The 16,580-nt window shown below is 56.0% G+C and carries 11 protein-coding genes; 7 read left to right on the plus strand and 4 right to left on the minus strand.

The genetic code is table 11. From position 1 onward, the window contains the following. The first annotated feature begins 22 nt into the window (after positions 1-22). Both asnB and ABEA92_RS30090 read left to right on the plus strand, forming a co-directional pair. Positions 23-1,942 (plus strand): asparagine synthase (glutamine-hydrolyzing), encoded by a 1,920-nt coding sequence (gene asnB, locus ABEA92_RS30085; RefSeq protein WP_345689361.1) that lies wholly within the window; start codon positions 23-25, stop codon positions 1,940-1,942. A gap of 91 nt (positions 1,943-2,033) precedes the next feature. Next, positions 2,034-3,386, plus strand: a complete 1,353-nt coding sequence (locus tag ABEA92_RS30090) for a YidR family protein (protein WP_345689363.1) — start codon at positions 2,034-2,036, stop codon at positions 3,384-3,386. A 169-nt stretch (positions 3,387-3,555) separates the two neighbouring features. On the opposite strand, the gene polA is transcribed toward ABEA92_RS30090, so the two are convergent. Further along, on the minus strand, positions 3,556-6,360 hold the full coding sequence (polA, locus tag ABEA92_RS30095; protein ID WP_345689365.1) for a DNA polymerase I: 2,805 nt from the start codon (positions 6,358-6,360) through the stop codon (positions 3,556-3,558). Between the two features lie 247 nt (positions 6,361-6,607). On the opposite strand from polA, the gene ABEA92_RS30100 reads away from it, so the two are divergent. After that, positions 6,608-7,600, plus strand: a complete 993-nt coding sequence (locus tag ABEA92_RS30100) for an NAD-dependent epimerase/dehydratase family protein (protein WP_345689367.1) — start codon at positions 6,608-6,610, stop codon at positions 7,598-7,600. A gap of 120 nt (positions 7,601-7,720) precedes the next feature. On the opposite strand, the gene aroA is transcribed toward ABEA92_RS30100, so the two are convergent. Both aroA and ABEA92_RS30110 read right to left on the minus strand, forming a co-directional pair. Continuing rightward, a complete protein-coding gene (aroA, locus tag ABEA92_RS30105) occupies positions 7,721-9,181 on the minus strand; it encodes a 3-phosphoshikimate 1-carboxyvinyltransferase (protein ID WP_345689369.1) in 1,461 nt (486 codons plus the stop codon). Positions 9,182-9,206: 25 nt separating this feature from the next. Then, complete coding sequence (locus tag ABEA92_RS30110; protein ID WP_345689371.1) at positions 9,207-9,479, minus strand: hypothetical protein; 273 nt, start codon at positions 9,477-9,479, stop codon at positions 9,207-9,209. A gap of 280 nt (positions 9,480-9,759) precedes the next feature. Here ABEA92_RS30110 and ABEA92_RS30115 point away from each other — a divergent pair, with 280 nt between their 5' ends. Both ABEA92_RS30115 and ABEA92_RS30120 read left to right on the plus strand, forming a co-directional pair. Beyond that, positions 9,760-10,218, plus strand: a complete 459-nt coding sequence (locus ABEA92_RS30115; protein ID WP_345689373.1) for a hypothetical protein — start codon at positions 9,760-9,762, stop codon at positions 10,216-10,218. A 167-nt stretch (positions 10,219-10,385) separates the two neighbouring features. Then, positions 10,386-10,961 (plus strand): adenine phosphoribosyltransferase, encoded by a 576-nt coding sequence (locus ABEA92_RS30120; RefSeq protein ID WP_345689375.1) that lies wholly within the window; start codon positions 10,386-10,388, stop codon positions 10,959-10,961. Positions 10,962-11,088: 127 nt separating this feature from the next. On the opposite strand, the gene ABEA92_RS30125 is transcribed toward ABEA92_RS30120, so the two are convergent. Then, entirely contained in the window at positions 11,089-11,631 is a 543-nt protein-coding gene (locus ABEA92_RS30125; RefSeq protein ID WP_345689377.1) for a hypothetical protein, read from the minus strand. 447 nt (positions 11,632-12,078) lie between these two features. On the opposite strand from ABEA92_RS30125, the gene ABEA92_RS30130 reads away from it, so the two are divergent. Further along, on the plus strand, positions 12,079-14,253 hold the full coding sequence (locus ABEA92_RS30130; RefSeq protein WP_345689379.1) for a multiheme c-type cytochrome: 2,175 nt from the start codon (positions 12,079-12,081) through the stop codon (positions 14,251-14,253). A 75-nt stretch (positions 14,254-14,328) separates the two neighbouring features. Continuing rightward, positions 14,329-16,272, plus strand: coding sequence for a hypothetical protein (locus ABEA92_RS30135; RefSeq protein ID WP_345689381.1), 1,944 nt, complete (start codon positions 14,329-14,331; stop codon positions 16,270-16,272). The last annotated feature ends 308 nt before the right edge of the window (positions 16,273-16,580 follow it).

Below are 16,580 nucleotides of genomic sequence, written 5' to 3' on the forward strand. Positions count from 1 at the left end.
AAAACAGCGAACAGGAATTTCTATGTGTGGCATAACCGGGTTTTGGAACCCATCACGAACCAATGAACGCGAGCTACGATTTACCCTCGATCGCATGCTAGACGTGTTGGACCATCGCGGTCCCGACGAACGCGGCAGTAAGTTTTACTTGGATAGCGGGGTAGCACTCGGGCACACTCGGTTGTCGATTGTGGGGTTGAGTCACGGTCATCAACCAATCGAATCAGCCGAAGGCGACTACGCCATCACGGTCAACGGCGAACTGTACGGCTACAAACGCGTGCGAACCCAATTAGCTTGCCAGCAATACGATTGCAGCGGCAAGAGCGACAGCGCGATCGCGTTGCCGCTTTATTTGCGAGACGGATTGTCGTTTGTGGATCAATTGCGAGGCGAATTTGCCATCGTGCTGTACGACGATCGCAAGAAACGGTTGATCCTGATTCGTGACCGATTCGGCATCAAACCGCTGTATTACTCTGTCAACGATAATGGCGTGGTTTGGGGATCGGAGGTCAAGTCGATCCTAAAACACCCCGACGTCACGCCCAAGTTGTGCCCCAAAGCGGCACTGCACCAAATGATGCAAGTGATGGTTCCCGGCAGCACGGCGTTTGAAGGCGTTCATGCGCTGCAGCCCGGACACATGCTGATTGCCGAGATGCGTAACGGTCGCTTGGAAACCAAAACCGAGCGTTGGTGGGATTTTGTCTTTCCCACTTCGCATGACCCCAATCCCGATCCTGCCGAATACGTGCAAGGCGTTCAGGATCGCTTGATCGACGCCGTCGCAACTCGGCTCGAGGCTGACGTGCCGGTCGGTTGCTACCTTTCCGGGGGCATCGACAGCTGTTCGATCCTGGGGTTGGCAACGACGCTCCAGCAGTCGCCCGTCAAAGCGTTCACGATCGCGTTTGACAGTGACGAGTACGACGAATCCAACATCGCCAAATTGATGGCCGATCGCACCGGTGCCGAGCAAGAGCTGCTGCGGTTGACCGAAAAAGAACTCTACGGCCCCGCCTTTGAACGAGCCACGTGGCATGCCGAACGGACTTTCTACAACACGTTGGCCGTCGCGAAATGGCACATGAGCCGCCGCGTGCGGGCGTGTAACTACAAAGCCGTGGTGACTGGCGAAGGATCAGACGAGCTGTTTGGCGGCTATCCATTTTTTAAACGCGATTGGCTTGGACGCGAAGACGAAGGCGGTTTGTTCGCCGGAGCAATTTTGTCCGAAGAGGACATGACGCATCCGGCATGGGAAGATCTGTGCGGGTTCACCCCGTCGTTCATGCAGCCTTGGATGCTTGTGCTCGAACGAGTTCGTCCGCTGCTGTCCCCTGACATGCAAGACCTGTTGCGCGAGTACGATCCGGTCGCAGCCGTCGCAGCCGCAATTGATCCCGATCAAGTTCGCGGGCGACACCGACTGGATATCTCGCAGTACACGTGGAGCAAGACGATGTTGGAGGGGCAGATCTTGACATGGGGTGGCGACCGCATGGACATGGCCAACAGCATGGAAGCACGACCCGCGTTCTTGGATCACCATCTCGCCGAATACGCAACAACGATTCCGCCAGAGGTGCGAATCCGTGATGGGGTTGAGAAATGGGTGCTGCGTGAGGCGATGGTGAACGTGCTGCCGCGAGAATTGTACGAACGCAAAAAGTTCGCCTTCATGGCGCCGCCAGCCCATACCGACCCGGTCAAGCGGAACGCGGTCCAGGAAATGATCGATCATTGGCTGACCGCCGATCGTGTCAGTGAAGTTGGATTTTTTGACCAAGACGCACTGCATCCGTTTATCGAATCGGCCTGGCAAGAAACCGACGGCACCATCGCTCGGCGTAACGACATCGTGATCAACCACACGCTGCAGCTTCACATGTTGCACGGACAATATGTCGAAGACCTCCCGCTGCCCGTGGTCGATTGATGCCGATGACATTTTGCCAATGAAACACTAAAGTGAACCGCAGCCGAAGCACGCTCGAGTGTGCCTCGCGTCCGGTTCACGACTTTGGCAGATGATGACGACAATTCCACATGCGGATCGCCGACGATTCAGCGAACGGCAGATCACGTTCGGGTCCAGCAACCACCTTCTCACCAACATCAATGTTTGGTCCTACGATGGTCGCTGGATTTACTATGACGTTCGCAGTGATGCCGCGGGTTCGTTGTTCGATGGCAACCGGATCGAACGGGTCCATGTTGAATCGGGCCGTGTCGAGGTGGTTTACGAAGCCAAAGATGCGGCTAATGTTGGTGTGGTCACCGCCAGCCCGATTGATGACCGAATCGTGTTCATTCACGGCCCGGAAAACCCTAGCGAGGATTGGATGTATGCTGCATGGCATCGCCGCGGGGTCATCGTCGAACGAAAACACGACTCGGCGGGAACAAATTATCTCGTGGCCACTTTGGACGCACGCGATTTGGTTCCGCCGTACACGCCCGGAGCTCTGCGTGGCGGCACCCATGTGCACGTTTTTAGTGGCGATGGCCGCTGGGTCAGCTTTACCTACGAAGACCACGTGTTGGCGACATCGACCGCAGCCGAAGCGGATGCAAATCAACGCAACGTTGGCGTGTCGGTTCCGATCGGCCAAGTCCGCGTGCCCGCAACGCATCCACGGAATCACGATGGATCGATGTTCAGCGTGTTGGTCACCCAAACGTTCAATGCCCCGCTGCCAGGCAGTGACCAAATCAATCGAGCCTATAGTGACGCGTGGATCGGCAACAACGGCTACGTTCGCCGCGATGGATCGCGCCAAATGCGTGCCTTGGCATTTATCGGCGACGTTGTCTCGGACCGCGGCCACACCGTCCCCGAACTGTTTGTGGTGGACATTCCCGATGACGTCACCGTCGACGGCGACTCGCCGCTCTGTGGCACTCCACTGACACGCCCTGCGCCGCCGCGAGGCACCGTACAGCGACGGTTGACATTTACCACCGAACGAAAATTCCCAGGGCTTGGCCCGGTTCGTCATTGGCCGCGAAGCAGCCCCGATGGCAGCAAGATTGCGTTTTTGATGCGTGACGATGCAGGACGAACGCAGCTGTGGCTCGCTTCACCCACCGAATCGACGATTCGCCAATTGACGCACAACGATTTTTCAATCGAGTCCGCTTTTTCGTTTCGCTGCGACGGCAATGCGATCGCGTGCGTTGCAGGCGGCTGCGTCTGCGAAGTGGACATCGCTACTGGTACCACCACGCCGCTAACGCCGCCTGCAGATGCCACAAACGCGCTGCGGCCTGAAGCCGTCGTTTATTCACCCGATGGAACGCAGGTGGCATATTTGCGGCGTGATGATTCGGTCGACGGAACACCGAATCAGATCTTCGTGGCGAAGACCCAATTGGGATAAGTGCTTGGCGAACCTTGTTGGCGGCTTGTTGGTTTCATCCGAATGCAAATCGCAACAGTGAGCCGTGGGCCGTAAGGCATCGGGTACCGCGTGGGCCCCGGCCGCTGACGCGCGAGCGGCTCAATAAATCAACAAGCCGTCAGCGAGTTCTACAGCATGGGTAGCGTTTTTAGTGCGCCTCGAGCCAGTTGTCGCCGATCCCCATCTCGACCACGATCGGGACACTCATCGGCATCGCGGTCTTCATCGCTTGCTCGATCACCGGCATCACCGCTTCACTCTCTGACTTAGGCATGTCAAAGACGATTTCGTCGTGCACGGTCAAAAGCATCTTGGTTTTGAAACCGCCTTCGCATAGCGTTTCGTGCACCCGAATCATTGCCAATTTCAACATGTCGGCTGCCGTGCCTTGAATGGGGCTGTTCATCGCCAATCGCTCTGCAGCGTTGACAACGGTTTTACTTTTGGAATTGATGTCACGGATGTAGCGCCGCCGCCCGGTACGTGTCGTGACGTAACCGTGTTCTTTGGCAAACGCAATCGTTTTATCGATGTATTCCTGGACGCCTGGATACTTTCCAAAGTAGTTCGCGATCAATTCGTTGGCTTCGCCGCGTGGAATGTTCAGCCGTTGCTGCAGCCCAAACCCCGAAATGCCGTAGATGATGCCAAAGTTGACGGTCTTGGCCTTGTCACGCATCTCACGCGTGACCTCGGACGGATCGACTTTGTAGACCTTACTGGCGGTAACCGTGTGAATGTCTTCACCGCTGATAAAGGCTTCACGCATCGCTTCGTCACCGCTGAGATCGGCCATGATCCGCAGTTCGATCTGCGAGTAGTCGGCGGACAACAGCACGTGATTATCGTCCCGCGGTACGAACGCAGCTCGAATCTCGCGTCCCCGTTGTTTTCGTACCGGGATGGTTTGCAAGTTGGGGTCGTTCGATTGAATCCGGCCGGTCGCAGTCCATGTTTGACTGTAATGCGTATGCAAGCGGCCAGTCTTCGGATTCACCGCCTCAGGAAGCTGATCGACGTAGACTGATTTCAGTTTTCGAGCACCGCGATACTCGAGCACGTCGCGAATGATCGGATGTTTTCCCGAAAGACGTTCCAGCTCGGCTTCGCGAGTCGAATATTGTCCCGTCGCGGTTTTCTTGGGGTTCTTTTCGATCTCGAGTTCTTCGTAAAGCACGACGCCAAGCTGTTTGGGGGAATCGATATTGAACTCGTGTCCGGCAGCCGCAAAGATTTGGTTTTGCAGATCCTCGATTTCGCCGCTGAGCGTGCGTGAGTACTCATGCAACGCCTCGCTGTCTAACCGGATCCCTTCGTATTCCATGTCCACCAGGACACGGACCAGCGGGAATTCGACTTCGTAACAAACCTGGCTCACCCCCGCAGCCTCGAGATCGGCACGCAAGATCTTGGCGACCTGGAAGGTGACGTCTGCGTCTTCGCAGGCATACTCGGCGACTTTCTGAACGTCGACGTCGCGCATGTTCTTTTGTTCTTTCCCCTTGGGACCAATCAAATCGCTGGTGGGGATCGGTTTGTAGCCAAGGTAGAGTGCCGACAGATAATCGAGGCCATGCCGCATCTCGGGTTCCTTCATCGAATGCGCCAACATCGTATCGACCAGTTTGCCGCGGACTTCGAATCCATGCCAACGCAGCAATGACAGGTCATACTTCAGATTGTGACCAATCTTTTCGATTGACTCGTCTTCGAAGATGGGACGAAATTCATCGATCACCGCCTGGGCTTGCTCGGGATTATGAGGACACACGACGTAGTAGGCCGAATGAGGCTCGAAACAAAACGCAATCCCAAGCGGAAACGCACTGCGAGGATCAAGCGAAGTCGTTTCGGTGTCAAAACAGATCGAATCTTGCAACGCCAACTTTGCGATCAGACTGGCGCGTTCGGCTGCCGTGTGGATCGTGTGATAAGAGTGCGGAACATCGCGGATCGTTTTTTCTTGAACCGGTTCGTCGAACAAGGTCGCTTGTATTTCCGATTCTCGTTTTTCGCGGACGACATTGGCGCGAGCCGATGCAGCGGAGAAGGATTTACCAAAGATGCGTTTGCCAATCGCATCGAACTCGAGTTCGATCAACAAGGCTTTCAGAGCATTGGTGTCGTAGCTGCTCCATGACAAATCGTCGATGTCGACCGAATGGGGTACATCCAATTGGATCGTGACCAAATCCTTCGAAAGGAACGCTTTGTCTTTATTGGATTCGATGTTCTCTTTTTGTTTGCCTTTAAGTTCGGACGACTTGGCGTACAGCTCTTCGATCGATCCGTATTTGGCGATTAATTTCTGAGCCGTCTTGGGCCCGATTCCCGGGACGCCGGGAATATTGTCACTGGCGTCGCCCATTAAACCAAGGATATCGATGACTTGGTCGACCCGTTCGATTTCCCATTTCTGCAATACCTCTGGGACACCAAAGATTTCGGCATCACCTCCCTTTCGCCCCGGTTTGTAGACAAACACGTCTTCGCTGACGAGTTGATCGTAATCCTTGTCCGGCGTGACCATATAGGTTCGATAGCCTTTGGCCTCGGCTTGATGCGCGATGGTGCCGATCACGTCATCGGCTTCATATCCCGGCATCCGGATGCTGTGGATTTTCAACGCTTCAAACAACCGATCGATCAGCGGCAACTGCTTTGCGATATCCTCGGGCATCTCATCACGCTGGGCCTTGTATTCGGGGAACGCCTCGTGTCGCGCGGTGGGTTCGGGCGTATCAAAGGCGACTGCGATGTGAGTCGGTTCTTCGCGGCGAATCAGATCCAATACCGTGTTCAGCACCCCAAAGACCGCAGAGGTGCAGATGCCACCGGAGGTAAAGCGAGGACTGCGGACCAGCGCAAAGTGGGCTCGGTAAGTAAGCGCCATCCCGTCGAGCAAATAGAGCTTTTTATCGTTTGGGAACAGGTTGGACGTTGTATCAGCCATGATCGCTGCAAAATGAGGGAGCGGTTCGAAGAATAACGCTATTTTTATCGCACAAGCGTCACTGGCGTAAGCCGATCGATTCGCTACAACTAATTTGCCGATCGACACGCGGCGTCCCCGACGTCGATTGCCATCGGTCATCCGGCGTGTAAAACGTCCACTTGAATGTTCGCCGACCGCGGGATATCGCCGACATCCCGCGACCAATGGCTACCCACCGTTTTTCCCTCGATTGATCTGACTTTTCATGCATGTTCTCGTGACTGGCTGTGGCGGATTTCTTGGCCGCGAGATCGTGCGTCAACTGCTTCGCCGTGGTGACACCGTGACGGGGATCTCACGCGGCACGTATCCCGAATTGGTTAACGAGGGGATGCAGCACGTTTGTGGAGATTTGACCGACGCCGCTTTTTGTTTGCGATCAATCCGCGATGTCGATGCCGTGATTCACACCGCCGCCGTCGCGGGGGTTTGGGGACCTTGGGAACATTTTTATTCGATCAACAAATTGGCGACCGATCATGTGATCGCGGCTTGTCAGGCGAATCAAATTCGCCATCTGGTTTACACCAGCAGTCCGAGCGTCACCTTTGATTCAAAGCATCAGCAAAATCTCGACGAATCGGCTCCCTATCCGACCACATGGTTGTGCCATTACCCGCATACCAAGGCGATGGCCGAGCAAGCGGTGTTGGCGGCTCACTCGCCCGGGAAACTGAACACCGTCGCGCTGCGTCCCCATTTGATTTGGGGGGACGATGATCCGCACATCATTCCTCGGATTTTAGATCGGGCACGGCGAGGGCGACTAAGAATCGTGGGCGATGGTACCAACCAAGTCGATACCGTTCATGTCATCAACGCTGCCGCCGCTCACTTGGATGCACTCGATTCGCTCGATCGTGATCCAAATCGAGGGGGAGGACGAGCCTACTTTATCGCGCAAGACGAACCGGTGAATTGCTGGGACTGGATCTGCGAGATCTGCGAAATGGCAGGAGTCACTCCACCGAAACGAAAGATTCGCTACGAGACAGTGTATCGCATCGGGGCAATACTCGAGTCCGTGTACCGCATACTAGGGCGAAAGCAAGAACCGCCAATGACACGATTCGTGGCCGCTCAACTAGCCAAGGACCACTACTTTGATATTTCAGCGGCCAAAGAACGGCTCGGCTACCGCGTCCGCATCACGATGGACGAGGGACTCGAATCGCTACGAAAATCGCTTGAAAAATAACGAAACCTTGGACTAAAGTCCAAGGCTATCTTTCGACGTGCCTCGAGCACGAGAAGCACTACGCCAGTTGTTTGGCTTGCATTCCTGACATTTCTTTGTTTACAGCCACCTCATTCATGCTCAGTGAGACCAGTGATGGCTGCGTCCGATCAGCTTTTCGAGATCGGCAAAGTATTCAGGATAGGTCTTAGCCGTGCATGACGGATTCTTAATTTTGACGCCCGCGATCCGTAGTCCCGCCAACGACAAACTCATTGCCATGCGGTGATCGTGATACGTTTCTAGCACCGCACCATGCAACCCTTTAATGCCATCGGCAGGCGGCGTGATTGTTAATCCGTCCTCGTGTTCGGTCACCGAAGCGCCGAGCTTGTTTAGCTCGCAAGCCAAGTCACCGATACGATCGGTTTCCTTGAACCGGTTGTGTGCAACACCCCGCACGCGAGTTGGACCATCGGCAAACAAGGCGACGACGGCCAACGTTTGCACCGTATCGCTGATCGCGTTCATATCGATATCGATGCCTCGTAGCGGTCGCCCGGTCACCGTGATTCCATTAGCGTCTTCGTGAAGCTCGCAGCCCATTTTCTCAAGCACGTCAACAAAACCGACGTCGCCTTGCATCGCGTCACGCGTCAGTCCGGTGACGGTGACGCTGCCACCGCTGATTGCCGCTGCAGCCCAGAAGTAGCTCGCCGCCGATGCGTCGGGTTCGATCGCATAATCAAGACCACGGTAACCGTAGCCATCGGTATTCACCGAGCTTGAAATATCAAAGGCAACGGTTTGCTCTGCGGCTAGCCCCGAAGTGACGGTCGTCACCGCGCCGCCGAATGACTCGATCACTTTCGCGGTCATGTCAACGTACGGTCGCGATACCAATTCGCCCTTCACGGCGATCCGTGTTGTACGAGTGGAATCGGAGTCGGCAAAGGCTGCTGCGATCGGCGCGGCCATCATCAATCCGCTTAAATACTGGCTGCTGACGGAGCCTCCCACGTTGATTTCCCCCGCGTGCCAACCTGCCGAATCGATGACAACCGGCGGGCATCCGTTTGTCGATTCCGCGTGGATCGTTCCGTTCATGATCGGGACGATGGCGTCGACCAAATCGCCGATCGGTCGCTCGTGCATGCGATCGACCCCATGCAGCTTGTATCGCCCACCGGCCGCCGACAACGCCGCCGTCAGGAATCGGATCGTGGTTCCGCTGTTGGCAATGAACAACGAATGAGGATCGGGCTGGGCCGCCGACGTTGATCGCGTCGAAGAATTGTTGACTTGGATCGAGCGACCACCTTCGCTGACGTGAATATCCAACCCGATCGTTCGCAGCGCCTCGATCATTACCTCGGTGTCTTCGCTACGCAGCGCTCCGGTCAAGCGAGAGGTTCCCGAAGCGAACGCGGCACAAATCAAAGCACGATTGGTCAGACTCTTGCTGCCAGGCGGCTGGATCGTTCCCGAAACGGCACCGCCGGGAATGACTTCGACGAGAGTTTCCCCGTGACTTGACGATGGGTTGGCGGAGTTTGCGGAGGAAGCGGCGGTGTGGGGGACCGAAGCCTGCGGTTCGTGCATGATGGATGACAGTGGGGGAACGAGGTTACATCGCCACTGGTGTACTCTGAGTCCGCACGACCAACGACCCGATAATCATAATCCCCAGCGTGCCGGTGTGAACCAACCATGCGTCCCCGCTGAGCGAGACCGTCCGCATGGTCATGAATGTCATGACCAGTAACGCGATGTAGAACTGACGCTCGGCCCATCGCGCCCAATCGCCATGGCTGATCCTGCTGAAAAACAAAATGCCAAGAGCAAGCAGGGGAAGAATGATAGCATCGACGATTCGGAGGGTTTGCGAAAGATCCGACACGTGATTTGCTCCGCAGGACGAGAAGAGAAGAGGTCTGATGCCGGTTCTCTCATCTTTGCCCTCCCCCTCGATAGATCGACTTTAATGAATCGATAAAAATTGCGGGAAAAAGTCGCAGTGCTGGCTTTTTGTTGTCCGGAACTACCGCGTAATCGTCAAAGCTTTCCTAAAGCGGCCCAGCTTTCCTAACCGATAGAAACGTTAGCCGTCGTTTGGCGATTGATTTTCTGTTTGCGCGTACGATTTCTGGATCGGATCTCGAGTCATGGACTTTTCCACGATGATAGCCTCTGTCGCAAAGAAGCTACTGCTTTTGGTCGTATTGGTGAGCTTGGCTCCGACCACAGGGTGCCGGATTTGCGCAGACTGTGAAGATCTGGCCTACCCCGCCTACGGAGGTGCGTGGCAGCGGACACGTCGCGACGGGGGACGAGTCGGCAGTATTTTTGACCCAGCAGGAGCGCGGACCCCGGAATTGGTCAGTCGGGATCTGCCGCTTAGCCCCGATGAGAAAGAGCGGGCAAAACGCAGCGGTGACGAAGATCGCCCCCTCGAAGAAACCGACGGCATCGACCGCGAATCGACGCCCGATCGTGACCCGATGAACCTCGACAACGAGGATTCCGACCGAAATCAGTACGACCAAGACATGCAACGCAAAGAACAAGAACTGCGAGACCTGGATCTTGATGAGATTCGGATTCTGCGAGGCAGCCCGGAACCGCTCACTGGAGCCTAACGCCCCGGTGGGCTCGCGATCCGCAGGGCGGCGGGAAGCCGATTGGCGCAAAAATCGCAGGTTCCCGTCTTGCAGCCTACGGATCACCGAGCCTACTACCTTCGCGTTTCGCTCTGCTTTAGGCTGTATTGATCCACTTTATGTTTCACACCACACGAGCCATTTCCATGTTGGATCTTCGTCGTTACGTCCGAGACATCCCTGACTACCCTCAGCCTGGAATTTTGTTTCGCGACATCACTCCGTTGCTGGCGGCCCCCGAAGCGTTGGCCTCCGCGACCGAAGCGTTGGCTAAGCCCTATCTGGACGCCAAAATTGACATTGTTGCTGCGGCAGAAGCTCGCGGTTTCATTTTCGCCGCTCCGTTGGCGATCCGGCTTGGTGCCGGGTTTGTCCCGATCCGTAAACCGGGCAAGCTGCCTTTTAACATGCACTCGTTTGCTTACGAGTTGGAATACGGCACCGACGAACTGCAGATCCACGTCGATGGGGTCAAACCCGGGCAGCGCGTGTTGATCGTTGACGATCTGCTGGCGACCGGCGGGACGATGGAAGCGTGTTGCCGGCTGTTAGAAAAATGTGATGCCGAAATCGTCGGCTGCTCCTTCCTGATTCACCTAGTGCAGCTGGGCGGCAAAGAGCGACTGAGCCCGTATCCGGTTCACACCGTGCTGAACTACGACCAAGACGACGGTGAAACCGAGTTGAGTGCCCAGAACGAATTTCCCACTCCTGGCATCTAGTAAAGCCCGGCATCAAGTAAAGCGGGCGATCAACATCGTTGATCGCCCCGCGTTCATGACGGACGGTTTCTCGCTCAAGATCGTCGCTGCAGCGTGACCGGCGCACCGATGTGCACCGCAACATCGGTTACCACCAATGTTTGGTTTCCATGTGGATTCCATTGTAAACCCACATGATCGCGGTGCGGATGTAATGGGCCGACCCTAATTTTTCACCGACTCCGGGCAGTGCCAACACGGCGATAAACGTCAACACCAAACCGCCAAAGGCAATCGGGCTGTTGTCCGTTTGTCGGTAGCGAGATCGCCGGAGCGTGGGCCACCAACTTGAACTTATCGGATCGGGTTTGGTTAGATCTCGCAAGCGGCGAACGGCAAGCTGAGCGTTGCCGTCGGGCGCGTTGAAAATCCACTGAGGATGCACTTCAGTTCGGGCGTCGGCATATTCGAGTTCCCAAGGCCCCGAAATCTGGATTCGGGAAGCGTACTTGGCAGAGACGGTCACCGTGAAACCGTCAATCGATGCCTCTTGGACCACCACGGGGATGCGTCGGCGGCCAATTCGAATCACCGCCTTGCCATCCGCTTCCTGAATGGGACAGCGAAAAAAGGACGACTGTTCCGCGTCAAGCTGCTCGTCATCCGAGCTGGTTTGGGTTGTTTGATTCATGGATTAGATTTTCCATCGTGGGGGAGCAATGGAGGCTTGAAAAGGAGAGAGTTCAGTGACGCAATTCCCCTCGGCGACGGAACTCTCCAGCAAACCCTACGTGTAAAATCGCGGCCGCGACGGATGCATTTTGTTAGAACAAATACGAAAGCGAACCCACTGAGGCAGTATGTGCGGTTTGTATCAATTAGGCAGACTAGCGAAACCGCATGGTCCGCCGATGGGTTATGGTTTGCCCAATCGTGCGAGCCGATGGGGGCGACCGATCGCGACAGGGTCGCTGTTGCCGCAGTCATGTCAAAGTTTGCGGATTACGTCGACTTGTCCCTAAAAATCTGTTGCGAGTGTGGTAGCGATCGAATCGTGTCGATGGACAACTGAAACGCGGCTGTACGTTACCGCGGCTTGCACTTTGTCAAATGGCTCGAACCCGAGACGGCTCCCCCCATGCGTCCCATCGCAATCCCACTGCTATGTGCGGGCATCGCGACCATCACGTGGTTCTCTGCATACGCGGATGACTCGTCAAGTTCAAACGCCAAGCGACCGGTGCGGATCGCTGCCAAGCAGATTGACCGCATCGCGAAAGAAAAGCAGCCCCACAACGTCACAACGCCGAACGATGATGACCTCAACACGCATGACGATCTGCTCAGCGAGAATCAACTCGCAGGCGACGACCTGCTGAGTGGCGACAACCTTCTCGGGGGCGACGATTTACTCGGTGGAAACGACTTGCTTGGCAATGATCAAATTGAGACAGATCCGCTGATGAATGTGGGTGGCAGCGAGCTCGACCGGCTGTCCGATCCGCTGGATTATTTGGGGCCTTCGATCGCGGTCCCTTCGAAATCCGAGGCGCCATCCCAGGGACATCGTCTCCATCCGCACGGGTTCCATCCGCACATGCCCCTAGCAGACGGGTTACTGCAAGATGGGGCACAGCAAGACGGATCCGCCGCTGCGTCCAGCAAAGATCCACACGAAGCATTGTGGACCGAGAACCAATACCCATCGGCCGAAACGTGTCGCAGTTGTCACCCGAAACACTACGACGAATGGAGTGTCAGCTCACACGCTTACGCGGTGGTGTCGCCGATGTTTCAGCGATTCGAGCAAGCGATGCAGGAATACACGCGCGGAACCGTGGGCTCGTTTTGTGTGCGTTGTCATTCGCCCGTGGCGACTCAGCTCGAACTGCCTCGCTCGGCCAGCGTCTTGGACATGCCACCGGTGGTTCGCGAAGGGATCACCTGCATCGCCTGTCATCGAGTGAACGAACATTATTGGCGTGGCAGCAATGGCGACCGGCGGATTGAACCAGGGGACATTCACCAACCAGTGGGCCGCGGGTCGCACCACAGCGGCATTGCATCGGCCATTGCAAATGCGGATGAGTTGAAGTTGAAAACGTCGCCGCAGCAAACCGGTCCCGGCCAACCGGTGCACGCGTCAAGTTTTTTCTTTGAACCTCTGACCAACAGTGACATCTGTGTCTCTTGCCATCAAGTCGCGGTGCAGCCAGGGATTGCACTCGAAGTCGTGCACTCGCAATACCGTCACGGTCCCGCAGCCGCCAAAGGAATCTCGTGTCAAGATTGCCACATGGGCGCCGTGCCTGGCAAAGCCGAGGGCTACGAATATTGCCACGCTGCGGTGTTGAACGACAAACCGTATGGCGAGCCGAAGAAGCACGCGAATCATTCATTTTGGGGGCCGGGCTACCCGATCGCTCATCCTGGGATTTTCCCGCACAATCCCAAGGCCAAACAATATTCGCCGCGTCAATGGCTCGAATTCGATGATCGTGCTGGTTGGGGAACCGAAGCGTTCGAGCAAACGGTCACGCCGGGGATGTACTTTCCACCGCCATGGGACAACACGGATGATCGCCGTGACGCACGACGTATCATTGATGCCAACCTGTTGAAGATTGAAGAGAAACGGGCAAACGCCGTGATCACGCTCGAAGCTGGCGTGGATGTCAAAGGACCGATCTTTTTGAGTGAACCTCGCGCCGGGGCTCCGCTGAACATTGCCTACCGAGTTTCCAACATCAGCGAAGGCCACAATCTGCCTACCGGATCACTCGGAGCCCAGCCTCAGTTGTGGTTGAACGTTGTGTTAATCGATCCCGATGGTCAACGGGTGTGGGAGAGCGGCTACTTGGATTCCAACGCCGATTTGGCGGATATGAATTCGTACGACGTGGCGACGGGACGCGTGCCACGAGACAAGGGGCTGTTCAATCTGCAAACCAAGTTTCTGATCAACAATGTTCGCGGCACGGATCGTGAAGCGGCGTTGCCTTTGAATTTCAGCGTGGATCAATTGGTCTTTCTGCGTCCCGGCGCCGTGCCAGTCAGCGTGCTGAATCACCCGCCGCTGATCCGCATGGAAGCTCATTCGATCCCGCCGCTGGACCATCGCATGCCGAAGTACCACATCCCTGCATCGGTGATGCAAAAGAAAGGGCCGTACCGATTGAGCGTGCGGATGCGAAGCCGAATGGAGCCGCCTTATTTCATGCGACAGATCCATAGCACCCCCGACATGCTTCGCCGAATGTCGTCCAATATGTTGGACGTCCGGCAGAGCAGTCATACGTTCCTGGTTCGATAGCCCGTTTGTCCCTTTTATTTGTTCCTAACGACGTCCGATCTTCGATCCACATCACTCCCTAAACCCATCGTTGTCGTGAAGCAAACCATCAACATTGTCGATTCGGTGGCGAACCAGCTACCTGCTGATCGCCGAACGACGGCACGGCGATTCGCTGGACGGTGCAACGTCGCCGTTCGCGTTTGCCTGGGCATCGCGGCGGTCGCTGGGATCGTGGGATTGAGTGGTTTCAGTCACGCGAAAAGTCCAACGCGGCTACCGAGTGTCCAACACCCGACGCGGCTACCGCCGGTGCAGTCGGCCGCCCCGCAAGTCGCTGCCGAAAGTGAAACCGACAGCGAGCACGACACCAGCATGCCGATCACTCGCGAAGAATCGGTATGGGTTTTACCCGAGACGGAATTCCTGACCGATCGGTTTTATCAATCGCTTCAGAGTCGAGTTTCCCAACGACCGGAACACGAAACGTTGCCCTCAGTGGCGGATCCAGTTTCCAGCGGCATGTTGGAATTCCCCGATCCAGTGCTGCGGCTGAATCAACCCGCTGACTTCGATCCGCCGTTACTTGTGTTTCAAGATGGCGTCGATTCGTCGACAAACGCAACAAACGATTTATCAAGCGATCCTGGACGTGATGGTTCGCCGCCGGCGTCACGTGATTTTTCGAGCGACTTTTCGCCGACACCAATTCCGAACTCGTCGATGTATCACGATGGGCAACGAGAACAGTTGCCGTACGATGCCAAGAGTGATGTGCCGACTCAATACCCGTTGGTGCAGTGGGGACGCCAATGGTATGGCGATGGAATCACCCCCAAGGGAATCGATTGCTTTGGCCCGACGAATCTCGTTCGCCCCGAATTCTATATTTACGGCGATTACCGTACTGGGATTGCCGCAGGTCGAAACGCGGCCGGACGCACAGACAACTTGGCCAGTCGTTTGAATTTGGATCTCGATTTACAGCTGACTGATACCGATCGACTTCATGCGTTCGTTGGACCGCTGGACAACAACAATCAATTCACTCGCTGGGAAAAAGTGGGTGACGACATCAAATACCGAAGCGAATTCGATTTGACTCCGGTGACAGGTTTTTACGAAGGTGATCTTGGCGTGCTGATGGGAGCGTCACAGTCGAGAACCTCTCCCTTCGAGTTGCCATTCACGATCGGTTTGGTCCCACTGCTATTCCAAAACGGCATCTGGATGGAAGACGCGGTCACTGGTGCGGCGTTCGCCTTGCCATCGGGGCACAGCCGGTTACTGAATTGGTCAAACTTTGATGCCACCTTCTTTGCCATCGTTGATCAAATCAACAGTGCGGCTTTCGGTAGCGATGAACACGCGGCACAAGCGTTTGGTACCGCGTGGTTTATCGAAGCCTATGGAGGTTACATCGAAACTGGATATGCCTATGTTCGCGACCGCAACCAGAGTGAGCGGAGTTATCACAATATCACCGCGAGCTTCACACGACGTTATTTCGACCGGATCAGCAACAGTGTGCGAGTCATCGTCAACGCGGGCCAAGACTTGGCCAAGGACGACCGGACCGCAGATGGTGCTCTGTTGCTGGTCGAGAATAGCTGGATCACCGCGAATCCATTGACGTTTGTTCCGTATGCCAACTTTTTCTATGGTTGGGATCGCCCGCAATCGGTCGCTCGAGCGGCAGGTTCGGGTGGAATCTTGCGAAACACTGGCATCAACTTTGAATCCGACGGGCTCAATGGCTTTGCCACCCTGGATCCGACCGCAGCCGACACCGCTGGCGGGGCAGTCGGAGTCGATCTGATTGCAGACGATCTCGGTCACCAGTGGCTGCTCGAATTGGCCTATGTCACCCCGCACGGAAATGGCAACCCTGCGGTTCCAGCGGACCAATTCGCAGCAGGGACGCGTTACCAAATGCCACTGACCAACGCCACACTGCTACGTTTCGATGTCATGTACGGCTGGCGAGGCGAGCTGCCAGATGTATACGGCACACGGATGGAGTACCGCTGGAAATTCTAGTAGGGCGGGAAATTCAGATTCACCCTCCCTCCGGGAGGGTCGGCCGCAGGATGCGGCCGGGGAGGGTGGTGAAACCAAGCTGGAACCGGCCATTTCTAACACAACGAGCCCCACCCAGAGCCGGCTGCCGCCGACTCTGACCTCCCCAAAGGGGAGGTGAATTCGGACTTACCCTCCCTCCGGGAGCGACCGTGTTAGAATTCGGCAATAGCCGCTTATCAAAAAGTTAAATTTTGATTCGATGGAAGCCCCCGATGCGCAGTACTGAAGGACGCAGGGGGGCTCCTGTGTCAGCGTCGTTCTGTGTA

The organism is Novipirellula caenicola (genome assembly GCF_039545035.1).
Taxonomy (GTDB): domain Bacteria; phylum Planctomycetota; class Planctomycetia; order Pirellulales; family Pirellulaceae; genus Novipirellula; species Novipirellula caenicola.